The organism is Dolichospermum sp. UHCC 0352, from assembly GCF_009711925.1.
GTDB lineage: Bacteria > Cyanobacteriota > Cyanobacteriia > Cyanobacteriales > Nostocaceae > Dolichospermum > Dolichospermum lemmermannii.
On the sequence record NZ_VIKY01000093.1, the window covers coordinates 1 to 18,089 of the forward strand.

Annotated in this window: 15 protein-coding genes and 2 pseudogenes; 10 read left to right on the forward strand and 7 right to left on the reverse strand. The window is 38.2% G+C overall.

What is annotated here, in order from left to right; translation table 11 throughout:
* Positions 1 to 2,453 (reverse strand): choice-of-anchor L domain-containing protein (locus FJR06_RS06135; RefSeq protein WP_168651047.1); only part of this gene is annotated, 2,453 nt, incomplete at its 3' end.
* A 541-nt stretch (positions 2,454 to 2,994) separates the two neighbouring features.
* Here FJR06_RS06135 and FJR06_RS06140 point away from each other — a divergent pair.
* The 3 genes from FJR06_RS06140 to FJR06_RS06150 are packed head-to-tail and all read left to right on the forward strand — an operon-like array spanning position 2,995 to position 5,126.
* Positions 2,995 to 3,342 carry a helix-turn-helix transcriptional regulator gene (locus FJR06_RS06140; RefSeq protein ID WP_168651048.1) on the forward strand — a complete coding sequence of 116 codons (348 nt, stop codon included), beginning with the start codon at positions 2,995 to 2,997 and terminating at the stop codon, positions 3,340 to 3,342.
* A 17-nt stretch (positions 3,343 to 3,359) separates the two neighbouring features.
* Entirely contained in the window at positions 3,360 to 3,971 is a 612-nt protein-coding gene (locus FJR06_RS06145; RefSeq protein ID WP_371260407.1) for an NB-ARC domain-containing protein, read from the forward strand.
* 24 nt (positions 3,972 to 3,995) lie between these two features.
* Positions 3,996 to 5,126 (forward strand): acyltransferase family protein, encoded by a 1,131-nt coding sequence (locus FJR06_RS06150; RefSeq protein WP_168651049.1) that lies wholly within the window; start codon positions 3,996 to 3,998, stop codon positions 5,124 to 5,126.
* A 51-nt stretch (positions 5,127 to 5,177) separates the two neighbouring features.
* Here FJR06_RS06150 and FJR06_RS06155 read toward each other — a convergent pair.
* A pseudogene (locus FJR06_RS06155) lies at positions 5,178 to 5,447 on the reverse strand (Uma2 family endonuclease); the annotation flags it as partial.
* Between the two features lie 166 nt (positions 5,448 to 5,613).
* On the opposite strand from FJR06_RS06155, the gene FJR06_RS06160 reads away from it, so the two are divergent.
* Positions 5,614 to 6,054 (forward strand): HEPN domain-containing protein, encoded by a 441-nt coding sequence (locus FJR06_RS06160; RefSeq protein WP_015080535.1) that lies wholly within the window; start codon positions 5,614 to 5,616, stop codon positions 6,052 to 6,054.
* Positions 6,051 to 8,732 carry a P-loop ATPase, Sll1717 family gene (locus FJR06_RS06165; RefSeq protein WP_015080536.1) on the forward strand — a complete coding sequence of 894 codons (2,682 nt, stop codon included), beginning with the start codon at positions 6,051 to 6,053 and terminating at the stop codon, positions 8,730 to 8,732. Before FJR06_RS06160 ends, FJR06_RS06165 begins: the two co-directional genes overlap by 4 nt.
* Before the next feature lie 38 nt (positions 8,733 to 8,770).
* On the opposite strand, the gene obgE is transcribed toward FJR06_RS06165, so the two are convergent.
* Together obgE and FJR06_RS06175 are read right to left on the reverse strand one after the other, a co-directional pair.
* On the reverse strand, positions 8,771 to 9,799 hold the full coding sequence (gene obgE / locus FJR06_RS06170) for a GTPase ObgE (RefSeq protein ID WP_168651050.1): 1,029 nt from the start codon (positions 9,797 to 9,799) through the stop codon (positions 8,771 to 8,773).
* Positions 9,800 to 9,876: 77 nt separating this feature from the next.
* Positions 9,877 to 10,551, reverse strand: a complete 675-nt coding sequence (locus tag FJR06_RS06175; protein WP_015080538.1) for a Mo-dependent nitrogenase C-terminal domain-containing protein — start codon at positions 10,549 to 10,551, stop codon at positions 9,877 to 9,879.
* 248 nt (positions 10,552 to 10,799) lie between these two features.
* On the opposite strand from FJR06_RS06175, the gene FJR06_RS06180 reads away from it, so the two are divergent.
* The gene (locus FJR06_RS06180; RefSeq protein ID WP_015080539.1) at positions 10,800 to 11,900 is read left to right on the forward strand and encodes a hypothetical protein; all 1,101 of its coding nucleotides are present in this window, start codon (positions 10,800 to 10,802) and stop codon (positions 11,898 to 11,900) included.
* Positions 11,901 to 11,973: 73 nt separating this feature from the next.
* On the opposite strand, the gene FJR06_RS06185 is transcribed toward FJR06_RS06180, so the two are convergent.
* The 3 genes from FJR06_RS06185 to FJR06_RS23935 all read right to left on the reverse strand — a co-directional run bounded on the left by FJR06_RS06185 (position 11,974) and on the right by FJR06_RS23935 (position 15,139).
* Positions 11,974 to 13,806, reverse strand: a complete 1,833-nt coding sequence (locus tag FJR06_RS06185; protein ID WP_168632416.1) for a penicillin-binding protein 2 — start codon at positions 13,804 to 13,806, stop codon at positions 11,974 to 11,976.
* Between the two features lie 56 nt (positions 13,807 to 13,862).
* Positions 13,863 to 14,534, reverse strand: a complete 672-nt coding sequence (locus FJR06_RS06190; protein WP_041458056.1) for a hypothetical protein — start codon at positions 14,532 to 14,534, stop codon at positions 13,863 to 13,865.
* A gap of 308 nt (positions 14,535 to 14,842) precedes the next feature.
* The gene (locus tag FJR06_RS23935) at positions 14,843 to 15,139 is read right to left on the reverse strand and encodes a hypothetical protein (RefSeq protein WP_015080542.1); all 297 of its coding nucleotides are present in this window, start codon (positions 15,137 to 15,139) and stop codon (positions 14,843 to 14,845) included.
* A 357-nt stretch (positions 15,140 to 15,496) separates the two neighbouring features.
* On the opposite strand from FJR06_RS23935, the gene FJR06_RS06200 reads away from it, so the two are divergent.
* From FJR06_RS06200 to FJR06_RS06215, 4 genes and pseudogenes are all read left to right on the forward strand, one after another.
* Positions 15,497 to 16,186, forward strand: coding sequence for a glutathione S-transferase family protein (locus FJR06_RS06200; RefSeq protein ID WP_168651051.1), 690 nt, complete (start codon positions 15,497 to 15,499; stop codon positions 16,184 to 16,186).
* A gap of 40 nt (positions 16,187 to 16,226) precedes the next feature.
* Positions 16,227 to 16,541, forward strand: a complete 315-nt coding sequence (locus FJR06_RS06205) for a hypothetical protein (protein ID WP_168651052.1) — start codon at positions 16,227 to 16,229, stop codon at positions 16,539 to 16,541.
* 121 nt (positions 16,542 to 16,662) lie between these two features.
* Positions 16,663 to 16,782, forward strand: a pseudogene (locus tag FJR06_RS06210) (SUMF1/EgtB/PvdO family nonheme iron enzyme); the annotation flags it as partial.
* A 331-nt stretch (positions 16,783 to 17,113) separates the two neighbouring features.
* Positions 17,114 to 18,043 (forward strand): UDP-glucuronic acid decarboxylase family protein, encoded by a 930-nt coding sequence (locus tag FJR06_RS06215; protein WP_015081118.1) that lies wholly within the window; start codon positions 17,114 to 17,116, stop codon positions 18,041 to 18,043.
* The last annotated feature ends 46 nt before the right edge of the window (positions 18,044 to 18,089 follow it).

Below are 18,089 nucleotides of genomic sequence, written 5' to 3' on the forward strand. Positions count from 1 at the left end.
CTACTAAGATAGCCTGCTGCACCAAAACCTGTATCGCCATCGGTGTAGCTGGTGACATAGACAAGATTGTTAAAGGAACTATCTAAAGTAGTGGAGGCAATGGAGCCAATGGTGTAATAGCCAGTATTTCCTGTCTCATTGGCATAACCACCCAATACTTGACCTGCTGTATAGGTTCCTACTGCTGCGTAGCCGTAACCAGAATAGCTATCGCCATTACCATAGCTATAGGTGAAGTTATATTGCTGATTACCCAGAATATCGGCTTCGGAGTATTGGCTGAAGTAGGAGTCGGAACTATAGCCGTTTGCGTCATAGGCATAACCGTATTCAGAGCCTAAACCATAGTAGCCAGTTCCGCTACTAAGATAGCCTGCTGCACCAAAACCTGTATCGCCATCGGTGTAGCTGGTGACATAGACAAGATTGTTAAAGGAACTATCTAAAGTAGTGGAGGCAATGGAGTCAATGGTGTAATAGCCATAATTCCCCGTTTCGTTATCAATGTTGCCAATGGTTTGACCTGGTGTATAAGTACCCTCCACAGCATAAACATAACCCGTATAACTATCGAGATTACCGTAGTTATAGGTAAAGTTATATTGGTTGTAAACTGAACCTATGAAAATTGGTTGGGATGTTTCCACATCTAGAGAGTAGTAGGGATTGTCATCCGCTAAAGCAGCATTATCTACTGTGGTTGTGAAATAGTAAGTCCCGGTGGAATTTTCTGTTTGGAAGCGCAGAAGAGCAAAGCGTTCTAACTGATTCACTCCTATAGCTTGACCCAATTCAAAAGCGGGGAGAGAACCGCCACTGAGGTTGTTAATCAAACCACTGCTATTGTCTACAGTTCCATCCTGTAATAGGGGGAAATTGGCGGTGATAATGTTGGTGGGGTCAAAGGGCGTATCAATAGATTCCAGAATCAGCCCATCCCAAGCTAAGTTAAGTCCTAAACCGTTAACTCCAGCCGCATTTCCACGCAGGTCTCCTACTTGTATTTCCACAAAGAAGGAACGATTTAGTCCTACTTGGTCATTGCTGATTATTTCACCAGCTATTCCATCGTTATCTGCCAGCAGATTCAGTCGCACTTGCAGGACGGCAGGCAAATCTGCTTCGTAATAGCTGTTGAAAAGAGTGTCTCCTGAATAGTTGGCATTGTAGGCATAGCCATATTCAGAGCCTAAACCAGAGTAGCCCCACAAGCTAATACTATTTGTTGTACCATAACCAGTATCGCCATCGGTGTAGCTGGTGACATAGACGTAGTTGCTGTTACTAAGACTGGTATTGTCAACAGAATTAATGGTGTAATAGCCGAGGTTGCCTGTTTCATTGGTGTAACCATCCAATACTTGACCAACCGTATAGGTTCCCTGTGCAGCATAGCCATAACCAGAATAGCTATCTCCATTACCATAGGTATAGGTGAAATTGTATTGCTGGTAAGTAGGCTGGACTTGAATGGAAACCTGGGCTATGCTGGTATTGCCTTGACTATCAGCTAGGGTATATTCAAATTGATCAACCCCAGAGAACCCTGTTGGCGGCGTATAAACTAACTGGTCATCGGCTAGGTTGTCTGGCGTTCCGTTGTCTGAAAGTGTGACAGACCCGCCGTTATCACTTACTTGTTGGAAATTAGAAATGCTCGGCGTTTCACCACTAGGAACAATATCGTTACCCAAGACATTAATCGTTATTGGTGTTTCTTGATATGTATTGGCAGCATCATTAACAGACACCAAAGGCGTAGAAATAAAACCGCCATTCTTAATGAATACCGCAGAGTCATAAACACTGTCACTATTATCAGCGATCGCTAACTTAAAATGATAGGTTTGACCTGGTGTTACACTTGCAACCCCTGTTAAAGGCGTAGTTAACCCATCGAATCCTATATTAAAGGGCGTATTCCCAAAACCATAGTCACTTGGGTCGTTGTTGCGGTAATACCCAGAATTGCTTCCCAGATTAACGTTATTGATGGCGATCGGGGTGTTTGTACCGGGGATAACCGCAATATTTTGCTTATTACCCTGAGAATCGGTTATAAAGAAGCCAAAAACATCGTTGAAACTAGAGTTGACATATTCGTTATACTCTTCAGAGGCAAACACATACTGGAAACTGATAAAACTCTCCGTCGGAGTAAAGTCAAATTCCAAAACCGCCGCATCTCTAGTTGCGCTAGGAGAAACCAACCCATTTAAATCAGTATCCCCATCAGTAGCGAATGCAGTGCCAGTGGAGTCGCTATTATTGGGACCATAAATATTGGCGACGTCACCAGTGCTGAGGATGATTCCTGAATCAATACCAATTCCCAGAGAGGGATCATTAAAGATGCCTGCGGCGCGGCTATCTCCAGTATATTCAGCATTCGTAACCTCAACACCTGAGCCAATAAGACTCGAAACCAAGTTATCCGTGTTTGGTGCTGTCATAAATATGACCCTGTATATAGTTGCTTTTTTGAGTATATACTATAAATGACTAAGTTCCGTACTGACTATTACTGACTTTGTACTGACTTTGATTGCACATATATTAAGTTTTTTAACAATACGCGAAAGTCCCCAGCCTCAATGTAATTTTATGCTGGGGATGAGTAGCGGGCGGTCTCTACAATCTTTTTCACCCCACCCTAACCCTCCCCTTGCAAAGGGGAGGGAACTGGATTTTCTTGTTTCCCCCCTTCGTAAGGATTAAGGGGGGTAATTTGACTTGTGTGTACACGATAATTGCAAAAGGGAGGGGATTAGATTCCGGTTTCCCCCCTTCACAACAGAAAACTTCGGAAAAATAAAAGAGGCGATCGCTCAACACCAGCCAAAATATCCTAAAATTAAATACAGTAACGGGAATTTAGACTAAAAGAAATTAAAAATTAAAGTCATAAATTACCTAAAATAGGCGGGTTTAAGCGTAAAAATGAACCATCATCTGTACGCTTTCATCATGGGAATAACCACTTAACAGAAATCAATGCCAAGATCACTATGCCTTCGTTATGACTGTATTGACAAGGTTAGGGTGGCTGTTACACGCAGTGGATATGCTAACCAAAGAGCCTTAGCTGATGATACCGGATTATCCTTAGCTACAGTTAGTAATTTCTTAACTGGTAAACCTGTTAACTATAGAACCGTTGAAGAACTATGTCGCAAATTAAATCTAGATTGGCAAGAAATTACCACTAGCAGCGATGAAGTAATATCTACCCCCCCCCCGCAATCCGGACAAATACGCAAAAAAAAAACAATTTCAATAAATTCCAAGACTGGGGAACAGCAATTGATATTTCACCATTTTACGGACGTAGGGAAGAACTGATACAGTTAGAATCATGGATTATCCAAGATAGCTGTCGGTTGGTAGGATTGTTCGGTATCAGTGGAATTGGTAAAACAGCTTTAGCTACTCAACTAGCAAAACAGATTGGGGGTGAGTTTGATTGCGTTTTTTGGCGTTCAGTGCCTACTGTTCCATCTTTTGAGAGTATGATCACTGACTTGCTATCTTTTGTCTCTAATCACAAAGAAAGCAAATCCGACATTAATCGAGTTATCCATTATTTGCGTACTCGTCGTTGTCTGATTATCTTGGATAATCTTGACCCGGCTTCAGATGTTAATTATATAAAATATACTCAACTAACCCAAATAATTGCGGAAACACACCATCAAAGCTGTCTCATTTTCACAAGTCAATCCAAACCTGCTGAAGTTGGTTTTATGGAGAAGTGGACATTATCAGTACGTTCTTTGGGATTATTGGGTTCATCAGAAATAGCTTTTTCCCTAATCCAATCAAAACAATTATTGGGAACTGATGAACAAAAATATGAACTATGCTATCTCTATGGAAATAATCCCCTCAAAATTAAAGTGGTTGTTAGTACCATCATTGACTTATTTGATGGTGACATTGGGAAGTTTCTAGAAGAAAAAAGTACCCGTTAGACTCTCAAATAGATTATTCCGCCTATGCGTCTGAGTTCACTTGATGTGTTTCGTGGTATCACCATTGCAGCGATGATTCTTGCTAATATGGCAGGAGTCGCAGATGATGTTTATCGTCCCCTCAGTCATTCCGAATGGGACGGTTGTACACCCACTGACTTAATATTTCCCTGCTTTTTATTCATTGTTGGTGTGGCTATGACGTTTTCTTTAGCAAAATATACCGCCCAGAACAAGCCCACCAAAGCAGTTTACTTACGCATCCTGCGCCGGACTGCGATTCTATTTATATTGGGTTTAGTATTAAATGGTTTTTGGAATCAAGGTGTTTGGACTTTTGATTTAAGTAGTATCCGCTTGATGGGGATATTACAACGGATTGCTTTAACTTATCTTTTTGCATCTTTAATAGTTTTAAAATTACCTCGCAAAAGTCAATGGTTAGTAGCAGGAGGATTACTAATTGCTTATTGGTTGACAATGATGTATATTCCTGTTCCTGATTATGGTGCAGGAGTGCTAACGAGAGAAGGTAATTTTGGCGCATTTATTGACAGATTAATTATTCCCAAGGCACATTTATATAAAGGTGATGGGTTTAATTTCCTGGGAGATCCAGAAGGACTTTTTAGCACTATTCCGGCAATAGTTAGCGTTTTAGCCGGTTATTTTACTGGACAATGGATTAAAGATAAAAAACAAGCTACTTCACAAACTAGCATGGATTTAGTATTGTTTGGTTTGTGTTGTTTGGTAATTGCAATTATTTGGGATGTGTCATTTCCCATTAATAAGAAAATTTGGACGAGTTCCTATGTTTTATTTACCACTGGTTGGGCGTTAATGTTATTAGCAGCTTGTTATGAATTGATAGAAGTGAGGTTAATTAAACGCTGGAGTAAGCCTTTTGAGATCATGGGATTAAATGCGATCGCTCTTTTTGTGGCTTCTGTATTCCTGATTAAAATCACTGCCAAAACCCAAATCGGTACAGGTGAAACTGCCGTTAGTATCTATAATTGGATTTACCAAAATATCTTTGCATCTTGGGCAGGAAATTTCAACGGCTCATTTTTGTTTGCACTTGTTACCCTGTTATTTTGGTATGGTGTTGCTGTTTTGATGTATCAGAAACGTTGGTTTATTAAAGTGTAAATAAAACTTTTGTGGGACAGGCATCTTGCCTGTTCAAAGTCTGTAAGAAATTCATTCTTTTACTTCAAAATCTACCTTATCATAGATATCTTCCAGCAAAATTTGACAAGAAATAGCAGCTAAATTTAAAGAATCATGACTATCTGAATATTCCGAAAAAATCCATTTGTTATGATCAGTTTTGGAATATTGTTCAACGTGCATTGTATATTGGTCAATTAAAATATATTCTTGAAAATCAGGAATAGTTCGATAAGCTGCAAACTTTTCATCTTTATCATAACTTTTGGTAGATGTTGATAACACTTCAGCAATCATCACCAGTATTTAGTATAATGATATAGTAAATTTTATCAGCAAATACTATTGAGATTCTCTACTTTTGAGTAAAATATTCTGAAGCTTATGTTTCAAATACATAAGTAATGCTAGATTTTTTGTTAAAATACTGAGATTATTTGACTATTTTACATTGTAAGGTATTTTAATGGATACTTATCATAGACAGTGCCAACTAGGTGCTTCTCGTCGTCGTCTCGAAGATGCTTTAAAATTGCATGAACAAAAACGTTGGACGGGTGCTATTTATCTAGGTGGTTATGCAGTTGAATGTGCGTTAAAATCTCTAATATGTTATGAACAAGGGAAAAACCACTTTAAAGAAACAACCGTTTTCCAGAAAATACAAGGCGCTAGGTTGCATAATTTAACAAACTTACTCAATGAGTTAAAATATATTGAAAAAAGTATACAATTAGATAGAAGTGGTATTTATAAAGCTGCATGGAAATTAGTATCATCAATGTGGGATAATGATGAATTAAGATATTCTGATAAATTAGGTGATGAAGAAGATAGTGAAAAATTTATAGCAGCAGTAAAAATTTTACACACCTTTTTTCTAGCAAGGCAAAACGAGGCATCATGATAGAGAATATAAACTTAACACCTGATATTATTTATCAACACTTACATGAAAATCTGAGCCGTGAAGACGAACAAGTAGAAGTGAGTGTCAAAAGAATTTCATTAGGTTGGATAAAAATTAGGATAGTTACTCAAAAATTTGAGGGTAAATTCTTAATTGAAAGAGAACAAAAAATAGATGAATTACTAGGAAATCTTGAACCTAATTTCAATCTTGGTCAATATCCAATATCCGGCTATGAATTACTAACACCAGCAGAAGCAATAAAACAACCTCCTGAGTATGTTAAAGTACCACTTTGGTCAGATATTTTAATGGCTCCCAAACCTGATCAAGCAGTGGAGGTAGATGAAGATATTCCTACTAAAAAACCTTTAGTTGTTACCTTTTATTCTTTCAAGGGAGGTGTAGGTCGCTCTACAGCTTTAGGAGTGGTAGCAGGTATACTAGCAACCCGCAATCGTCGCGTGGTAATGGTAGATTTTGATTTAGAAGCTCCTGGAATTTCAGTTATGTTTCAGCAGGATATAGAAAATACTACTGGAGAAAATTTTGGAGTTTTAGATTATCTACATCAAAGGTCTTTAACCCCTGAAGAAAATATTCCTAATATTGCTGATTGTATCCAACAGATAAATTTACAAACTCGCGGAGAACTATTTTTAGTTCCCGTGGGAGAATATGACGAAAATTATATTCATCGGTTAGCTGATTTAGATATGCGTTCTTTTTATCGGACTGCAAAAAATCCAGTTAAGCAACTGATAGAAGATATTAAAAAGCAACTAGAACCAGATGTAATTTTAATTGATGCGCGTCCTGGATTTAATGATGTAGCTGCAATTACACTTTTTGATTTAGCCGATACAGCAATAATTTGTTTTTCACCAACTGATCAAAGTTTTCAAGGATTACGTTGGGTGATCAAGGCAATTCTGAAACAAAAACAATATCAGGGTAAACCTGATGTTAGATTTCTATTAACTCCTATTCCAACATTACCTCAATATAAAGAATTAGTAATAAAAGTTGAAAAGTGGATTGATCAAAATTGCTATGAAGGTGATTTTGCTATATCTCTAGGTCCAAAAATTGATGAACTACATCATACAATTTTCTATAATCCTATTATTACGACTTTATCTAGTTTAGTTAATGATGTACCCAAAAGTTTATTAGATGAATATATACCAATTGCTGATACTATTGATGCCAGTTTACCGGATATCAAACCCAGTATTGTTAGTAAAACTATTGATGATCGGAAAAAGATCCTGAATGAATTAAAATTGGCAGCTACAGCACAAGAACTAGAACCAGAAAATATTTCCGAAATATTTCAACGTACAGAAGATTTTCCTAAATTTTTAAGTAATAGAATCTGGTTGATTCGTGGTGCTAAAGGAACAGGAAAAAGCCTATTGTTTAGACTGTTTGTAGAACAACCAACAGCAGCAAAAGAACTAGCTCAATCGGATGTTAATTTAGATCATGTTCACTTTGTTCCTGGTCATGGTCAACCTAGAGTATCAAGCACAATTTTAGATAGGTTTGACCTTCAAAGCTACGAAGATCAAGTTGGTATAAATGACTGGCAATTTTTCTGGCTCAATTATGCTCTTTTACAACTGTGTCATCATTTATCGGAATTACGTTCACTAACTGGTTTAGATGAAAAATTAGTTGCATTAAGTAATCAAGAAACCCCTGCTCACTCTGATATTGTTACATGGATGGTAGAAAGATCCAACTCACCAACCAAGAAACCACAAGCTGCCGATGAACTGCGTTTAATTGACAGAGTATTACAAGAGAAAAATCAAGTAGTATGGTTATTATATGATGAATTAGATGCAGGTTTCGGTTCTAGCCCAGAAGATTATACTCGACGTAGAAGATCCCTAGAATCCTTACTTGCATGGTGGTTAGAAAGTGGTACAAATCTCAAACAAATTGTCCCGAAAATATTTTTACGTGAAGATATTTGGAAGCAATTTAACTTTACTAATACAGGACATTATAGCGGACGTTCACTAGAATTACGTTGGGAGGAAGTTGATCTCTGGCGACTTGTACTGCGTCAAGCTCTTACAAATTCTTCATCTCTGAGCAAATCTTTGGGAGAAAAGTTAGGAGTTACTGTTGAAAGATTAGATATAATTGGGCTGGAACAGTTACGCCAAAGTCTTTATCCGTTGTGGGGTGAGCGTATGGGCAGTGGTAATAAAGCCTATACTTATAATTGGGTGATCACTCGTATTACAGATGGCCAAAAAAACTGTTTTCCACGCAGTTTAATATTACTTTTAGAAGAAGCTGTGAAAATTGAAAAAGGATTTTCTACAGAATATTCTTTAGATATAACATTACGTCCAAAAGCTTTAATTAATGCTTTTCCTAGTGTTTCTCAGCAGCGTGTAGATGAGGTACGTAATGAATATCCTGAATTGAAAGATTTTCTAGAAAGACTTCAAGGAGAACGCTCTCCCATTAATGAAGATAGGTTATCTGAGATATGGAATTTGCAGGGTGGTGAATTATCACTTCGTATTCAGGATATGGTTGACGCTGGTATTTTGACAGAACGCTCTCGTCCCAAAGATCCTCCTCCTCGCGTCTATGCAGTTACTGAATTGTACCTGTATGGACTGGGGATGGTTCGTAAGGGACAACGATAGCGAAACTGTACTTAAAAAAAACAAAATCAACCCATCAACTAAACCACAACCTCTTCCGCTTCCAACACATTAATCTCATCTAAAATCCGCCAAATTTCCTGCATCATTGCATCTAAACCAGTGCGAGTTACCGCAGAAATTATAAAAACTGGCGCTAAAGCCAGATGATTTAATTGCATAGCTAAAGCTTCCAAATCAACAGTTTCTCTATCAACAGCATCTATTTTATTTAAAGCTAAAATCTGCGGACGTTTAGCTAAACCGCGTCCATAAGCTTTCAGTTCTTCTTGAATAGTATGAAAATCAGCGATGATATCTTCACTTGTCGCATCAATTAAATGTAATAAAACCCTTGTCCGTTCAATGTGACGCAAGAAATCATGACCTAAACCCGCACCATGAGAAGCACCTGCAATTAAACCGGGAATATCAGCAAAAACAGTACCATCACCCGTGGGTTTTTTTACCACACCCAAATTAGGAATTAAGGTAGTAAAAGGATAATCAGCGATTTTCGGACGTGCGGCTGATAAAGAAGAAATTAAAGTAGATTTACCCGCATTTGGTAAACCAATAATTCCTACTTCTGCTAGCAATTTCAACTCTAAACGTAATACCTTTTTTTCTCCTTCCAATCCGGGAAGGGCATATTCGGGGACGCGGTTGCTATTACTCAAAAAATGTTGGTTTCCTAGCCCACCTTTACCACCTTTAGCAACCTGAAAACTTTGACCAGGTTCAACTATATCGCATAGTAAAGCACTCGTTGCCGCATCATAAACAGAAGTACCACAGGGAACTTCAACAATTAAATCTTTTCCACCTGCACCGGTACAATTATTCGGTCCACCACGTTCTCCATTTTGCGCCTTAAACAAATGCTTATATCGAAAATCTAACAAGGTTTGGAGGTTGCTATCACCTACAAAAATGATTGAACCGCCTCTTCCGCCATTACCACCGGAAGGACCACCTGCTGGTACATATTTCTCTCTGCGGAAAGCAACAATACCATCGCCTCCGTCACCTGCTTCTACTTCAATTACTGATTGGTCTATAAATTGCATAATTTAGTCAGTTGTCAGTTGTTAGTTGTTAGTTGTCAGTTGTCAATTACGCTAACAATTGACTACTAACAACTAATTTAAATATAAGGTGTAACATCCTCGCCACAGTCGTCTGCTAGGTAGGAAAGGGCGCGAAAGCGTAAACCTACCATTTGTTCATAAAGGGGGTTAATTTTACACAATGGCGGAATATGAACTATTTTCCGCCCGAATAGAGTTACATCTCTTTCAAAGGGACACTGGGAAGGAATCATCTTACACAAAAATTTCGCCAATCTGGGGTCTTGAATATCTAAACCGTCTAACCACTGACGCAAGGGACGTAAAGCGTCTGGGTGTGGGGCTTGAAGTCCAGTAGAGGGGAAATTGTTTGTTTGTGAGGTATCTTCTAGGGTCTGACGTAAAGCCGTGAGTAAACTTTCTTGCAGTTCTAATTTTTGACACAATTGCTGAAGTAGGTCATCTTCACTAGGTGAGTATATACCATCAGCGATCGCTACCATTACCGCTGTCCGCAAGAAATTTTCCGCTACAGGCGTACCTTTACCCAATATAGCCGCTAATTCATCTGGTTCAATTATCTCTAGAGTATTCCAATCAACAGCAGGGGCTAATTCATCTTTGGTCAGATTAGTAATTAATTCCTGTTCTTGAGTATCAAAGTTACCATCAGCCCAAGCAATAGTCAGTAATCCACGTAACCAAGCAATAATTTGTTCGCTACTGTAAGGAGTTTGAGCAGTAGTTGTCATAAAAACTCAGTCCTGTAATTTTTATTAGTCAATATTAAGTTACCTTGAAGATAACTAAATTTCTGTACATTTAATTGGTAAAAATAAAGTAAATGTAGTCCAACATGATCAGGAATTTTGTTGGGTTTCCTTGCTTCAACTCAACCTCCGAGATCAGGACTTTTTAGCCTGAACTAAGCAGTATTGATTCACAACGGCATAAAATATGGATATAATTGATTATATTTATCATTAATTAGGTATAAAGTATGTTCTCCTTTGGTATTGAACATGAAGTTGCTTTTCTCAATCATCAAGGAAAATTCGCAGATTTCCAGAATACAAAATTTGCAGATTTTCAGCAAATTGTTGACAAATTACCTATCTATCCCACTGACTACCCACAATTAAGAGTTGGTGATGCTGGGATTAAGAAAAAGCGGTGGTATATTGAAGGATTTGAAAGATTTAGCGACTCTGAAGAAGTAATTGACTGTGTAGCTAAAGGTATTGAAATTAGAACAACTATCCACTCTACTATTCAAGGAGCAATTGATGAATTAACCGCAAGTTTTATTTTATTACGTGATGTTGCTGCTAACTTTGGGTTTTCACCTGTTTTAGCCAGTTTTAATCCCTATACTTGCGTATTTAAACCACAACCCCCATTAAATGATTTTGAAATTAGGCAATTACAAGCTTATCCAGATGAACAAACTGCTCATATTTATATGGTTTCCTATGGACCAGATTTAAATATTTCTATGGCAAATTTATCTACTGAAAGGTTAATTGACATTGGTAAAAAGTTAACTTATTACAGCCCTTACATCATTCCTTTTAGTTATAGTTCTCCTTTTTATAATGGTGGTTTATGGGAAGGTTTATCAGTGAGGACATTTATTAGAACAGGAAAAAGATCCGCAACATTAGTTTTTTTAGAAACAGCAGAAGAACTGATTAAAAGTGTGCCTTCATTAACAAAAATTGCCCGCATTCCCTCAGAAGTAGGACGGATAGAATTTAAAGCTTGTGATAGTTGTGATAATTTCGCTATTTATGCAGGTTTATTAGCTTTATTAAAAGGTTTAGTATTAGATGAAACTTTACCAGGTAGAGCTATGATACCTGATGCTAATTTACACCAAATTTCGGCAAAATCAGGCTTTGAAAATGAAGACATTTTCGTTAACTCTTACAAACTTTTACAAGTTGCTGAAATTGCCCTGAAAGATGATCCTGATCTTGAATTTTTAACTCCATTAAAAGTCATTTTATCCGAGAAAAAAACAAAATCTCATGAATTAATTCAGTTATTCCAAAATTTAGGTTCAATTGAAGCCACTCTCAAGAAAAGTTATAACAGGTAATAGGTAATATTTACCAATCACCAATCACCAATCACCAATCACCAATGACCAATCACCAATCACCAATGACGAATTACTTTTTCTTTTCCTCCTTTTCCTGACTAGGAGGAATTTGTTCAATAGGAATTAGTGATTCCATCACAGTTTTCACAATTGGTGCAGCTACTGTAGAACCATAGGCATTTTCTCCCTTTGGTTCATCCACAACTGCAAACACTACATAACGAGGAGATTCCACGGGCAAAATAGCGACAAAACTGGTAATTCTTGCACCCTTAATATATCCACCATTAGGACTAGCTTTTTGGGCCGTTCCCGTTTTTCCACCAATGCGATATCCGGAAATTTTTGCAGCTTTACCAGTACCCACATTCACTACTGTTTCCATCATTTCCACAACCTTTTGAGTAGTTGTAGCTGAAAAAATTTGCCGTGGTTCTGGGAGAGTCAGTGAATAGTGCGTTACTCCTTGACTATCAATTAATCCTCGGACTACATGAGGTGTCACTAATTTGCCCCCATTAGCTAATGCACCATGTAGTTGTACCAGTTGTAGTGGAGTTAGAGAAAAACCTTGTCCAAAAGATGTTGTGGCTGGTTCAATGGTTGAAGAGATAAATTGTTCTTGACTTTTTAGTTGACCCATAACTTCAAAGGGTAAATCCGTTTCAACTTTTTGTCCTAGTCCTAAACGTTCTAGCCAGTTGTAGTATATGGATGGTTTTAATCGTTGAATGATTCTCACCATGCCAATGTTACTAGAAGTTTGTAAAATCTCAGGAATAGTTAATCGGCGATAACCAGTTTTTTCGGCATTTTTGATCGTATGTATCCCGATTTTAATCGAACCAGGATCTTCAAAAGTATCGTCTGGTTTGATTGCACCATTTTCTAGAGCGATCGCCACATTTACAGGTTTAAAAGTTGATCCCGGTTCATAAAGATCAGCCACAGTCCAATTTCTAAACAGAGAAATATCAGATTTAGCATATTGATTTGGGTTATAGGTAGGTTGGGAAACCAAAGCAAGTATTGAACCATCAACCGCATCCATGACAACCACTGCGCCTCGTTTGGCACTAAATTTAGTCATTTGTTCTTTTAATGCCCCACGGGCTACCCGTTGCACACGGCTATCAATAGTTAATTGCAGTTTTAAATCATCAAAATGCAGAAATCCCTCAGTCGCATAATCCGGCATCAATGACCCATTACCAGACTTACTCATCCGAACTGTTTGTCCAGAACGTTCTAGTAACTTCTCCTGACTATATTCCACACCAGCCTGACCACGACGGTCAAGATTAACATAGCCCACCACATCTGCTACCAAATCATCTTGGGGATAAAATCGAGAGTATTTTTGAATAAACTCGAACCCATTCAAGCGGAGTGATATCAACTTATCAGTAATATCTTCAGAAACACCAGAAGCTAGTAAAATTCCACTGCGTTTACTTTGGAATATTTTAACTAAATCAGCCTTTTCTCTGCCAATAACTGGAGCAATTTTCTCAGCAATTTCCTCCTGGGATAGATCAAATAACTTGGGATGGCTATAGACATTATAAACAGGACGGTCAATAGCCAATATATTATTACCCCGATCTACTACCGGACGACGGGGCATATAAGGGCGTAAATTGACCATTTGCTGGTTTCGTGCCTTTTGAGTCAGCTTTTTTCCCTGAACAATTTGTAACTGATATAAGTTAAATGCCAACCCTAGCATAGCAATCATTAACACACCCCACACAGCCAACAATCGTAATTTAATATTGGGTGGGTTTTCCGGTATTTTCGGATCAATATTTCCTATTTGAGTTTGTTTAGAGAACTTTCGTTGTCGTCTGAATTCTAAATTACGTAAATTTCTCAATTTTGTTTTAATTGATGACTTCACCATTAGAGCAACATATAAGTTAGGGAATAGGAAATAGAAAGAATTTGACCAATTACCAATTAATATCCTAATGGAGAAGGAGGTTCAGGTTGTAATTCTGGTTGAGAAGTTGAAAATGACGATTTGGGATAATTATTAGATGTTGGTGGTAAGAAAATTGTCCCTTCAGAAGTTGGTGATACCATTTCCGTCCCAGGCTGTTCGGCTTCCTGTGCCATTTTGCTAGTCAGTGTCGCATTGGCAGTATTTAACTGTCGCTCATGACGTTGTAAGCTTTGTAGTTTACGGTACGAGTCACTCCAAAGCTCTTGAGAATATACTGTACAACCATAAACTATTAATGTCGCTACCACTAATAAAAATGTGAAAACGGATGAATAGCGATTAACTGTATACATACGTAGCAACCATGTTGGCATAGTCGCAGCATTACTCATTTTATTTAGAGTAGCAGTTGATTGTTTATCGGTCCCGGTAGGTTGTTTTTTACTCGTTTCTAAGCTGGAAATGCGGGTTGCTGTCTTATTTCTGCGAGAACCTAAAAAATTTAAATTTATCCAAGCATTCCGGGAAATAGGTGATTTAACTGCTATCGGTTCACTCAGAAGTCGGGAGAAATTCTGTGTCTTTTTATTCGGACTTCGAGAACGTCGTCTATTCAATGACAAAGGAAACTTGCCCCATAACCAGGCATTTTTTGGGGAAACTGCTGATTTACGTTCAAAAACCATAATTTTTCTGATGGTAAATACTTTATTTTTGACTTGATTGAATTTTACAAGAAAGACTGGGAAGTTTGAAAGCCCCTGAATAAGCATTGCGTAGCAATGCCTTATATGCTTTAGACAGGGGATGAAAAACGACTCAGGTGGTTTTAACCTAAAGTTGCATTAATTAGATCAAGAATTTGAAGCTATTCTAACTCTTAATCATGATCTATTCGTGTTACATATAATCTACAAAAATGTTACAAAAAAGAATGAGTTGAAATATGTAATCAAAAAGTCCTAAAAAAAAATCAATAAATAAGGTATCTTATTCAACAGGCTGCATATTTTATTGCCACAATTGGTGAAAGAGGAGTTATGAAGACAAGAATTTTTGGTTTGGCTCTAATGTTAAGTCTGGCTACCATGCTTGGAGCTTGTGAAGGTGGTAGTGAACCAGCAGGTACTACCAGTTCTCCAGCAGCAACCACAGGTGGCGAACCAGCAGATACTGGTGCTACCCCTGCGGCGACAACCTCTCCTGCGGCGACAACCTCTCCTGCAGCGACAACCTCTCCTGCGGCGACAACTTCTCCTGCGGCGACTACCTCTCCTGCGGCTACTCCCAAAAAACCTTAGTATAGGGTAATACATCGCCCTCGTGATTAGTTGACTCTTTAAAAATTATTTTTCACAAAACTCTACTGAGAAAGTTAGCTTAATTTGTGGATAAAGACTAAAGATTCAACTGCCTAATGGTATCAAGTTGGGTAAAAAACAGGAACATTCATCAGGTTTTGCTTCTGGGCTAGATTCAGTTCTCGCCCAGTTTGATTTTTTTTATGTTCGTTTTCACTTAGTCTAGAACCTAAAAGCTCTCCTTACGAGTAAGGTCAATCAGAGAGCGAATTATCAGCAATTAACGCTGTTTGACCAAGGTTAAACTACGTTACTTGTGTATCTCAGTAACCAAGTAAGATCAATGTATGTTGTTACTGCAATTTAGTACATCTCATTATTGTCGCAAAGCCCGATTGGCATTGGGTTATAAGGGAATTAGTTATCAAGTTGAGAATTTAACTCCAGGGCTGCATATTTTAAAGGTCAAGCCCTTAACTGGGTTAACGACACTACCGGTACTGTTACCCCAAATTGTCGGACAACCCCAAACTATTGCTGACTCTACAGAAATTTTCAAATTTTTAGAAGGCTATCAACCTGAACCTGCTCTATTTTTACCCAATTCAGAACAGCAAACTCAAGCTGCGATGTTGGAAGATTGGTTAGATGAAAGTATAGGAACAGCTACTAGGTTTGTATATTATCAATTTCGCGCTAGTGAAGGTAAGTCAATTGACCCTTCGCTATTTAGCCAAATGGTGATTAAAATAGTTAGACAACAATATGGTATTAATGATACTACCGTTGAATTAGCGCGAAAAAGACTCGCCAATGCTTTGTTAGTATTATCTGCATATTGGCAAAAAAGTGATTATTTAGTGGGTAGCCGCTTGAGTATAGCTGATATTGCGGCGGCGGCTTTATTGAGTCCTTTAGCATTGATTCCCGATTATCGTCAGGAGTATCCACAGGTTTTTGAACGAATTATCAATATCCACCAGCTATGTGCTGAACCATTACCACCTGGACTTGAGAAATTAAAAATTAGAAATTAAAAATTAAAAAAAATAGAATTTAGAACTCCAAGAGAAATTGATGAAACGCATACTGCTGCTTATTTTGGGCGTTACTACTAGCATTTTAGTCGCTTTAAGTGGTCATAGTGGTAAAGCAGTGATGGCATTACCACCACAAGCAGATATACCAGAGGAGATATTGCGAACAGAGATTATTCTAGCAGCGCGATCGCCCATTGATGGCAGAATCCTCACGCCCGCAGAATATGCCGAATTGCAAGCACAAATCCAAATAAGTCCACCACCACGTTTAGCCTCCGGTATCCGCGATAAAGTATTTTTGCTGCAACTACGCAAAACATTATTACAACTTTTCCCATTTTTAAGTATTTAATCAGGGAATAGGAGGTAGGGGAGGTGGGGGAGGTTGGGGAGGTTGGGGAGGTTGGGGAGGTTGGGGAGGTTGGGGAGGGTGGGGCTGTCTCTTATACACATCTAGATGTGTATAAGAGACAGGGTCTTATCTATGCGCTCCTAATTATTGTAGTCGCTATCGTCCTGCGGCCAGGGAGTCTCAATCACCAGATACAGGAACAACACATATTGGTTTTCGTTTGGTAAAATTACTTAACTAATTATCTGCGCTTCCTGGCTATATAATAGTCTGAAAAATAATGTAGAGACGTTCGATAGAAATTTCCTGCTTACACTCCCTTAGAGGGTGTAATGATCAGCTGAACAAATATGGATTTTACGTAAAAAACAGGATATTTTTTTTAAAGATTTGATAAAACATCCCCACAATTAACCAATTCATTAGAGAATATCTAGCAGACAATAGCTTATAAAACTTAGGAGTTATACAGAAAATTATTGAATAAGGATGTGTTTTTTTTGTTATCAATGTGGATAATATAAAAAAGCATGACACAGATACGGAAAGTAGATGTTAGCAAAAGGGAAAATATGAGAATTTTAGTGACGGGCGGTGCTGGTTTTATTGGTTCTCATCTAATTGACCGACTCATGAATGATGGTCATGAAGTCATCTGCCTGGATAATTTCTATACAGGAAAGAAACACAATCTCCTCAAATGGTTAGATCATCATAATTTTGAACTGATCCGTCACGATATCACCGAACCAATTCGGTTAGAAGTGGATCAAGTTTATCATCTGGCTTGTCCGGCTTCTCCAGTGCATTATCAGTATAACCCAATTAAAACAGTTAAAACTAACGTTATTGGCACACTCAATATGTTGGGGTTAGCTAAACGAGTTAAAGCTAGATTTTTATTAGCTTCCACCAGTGAAGTCTACGGAGATCCAGAAGTTCATCCCCAAACTGAAGATTATCGAGGCAGCGTCAATCCCATTGGCATTCGCTCATGTTATGACGAAGGTAAGAGAATGGCGGAAACCTTAGCATTTGATTATTACAGAGAAAATAAAGTCGAGATTCGCGTCGCCAGAATATTCAATACTTATGGACCGAGAATGCTGGAAAATGATGGTCGCGTAGTCAGCAATTTTGTCGCGCAAGCATTACGAGGTGTGCCTTTAACTGTTTATGGTGAAGGTCAACAAACCCGGAGTTTTTGTTATGTTTCCGACTTGGTAAATGGACTAATGCGATTAATGAATGGTGAACATACTGGCCCCATAAATTTGGGTAATCCTGATGAGTACACTATCTTAGAACTGGCGCAGGCTGTGCAAAACTTGATTAACCCAGATGCACAAATTAAATTTGAACCCCTACCTGCTGATGATCCCCGTCGTCGTCGTCCCGATATTACTAAGGCACAAACTTTGTTAGATTGGGAACCTACTATTCCTCTGCAAGACGGTTTAAAATTAATGATCGAAGATTTCCGTCAACGTTTTCAAAAGTAGTGGTTTAGTAATTCACAACTGACAACTGTACGGGCGAAGCATTTGG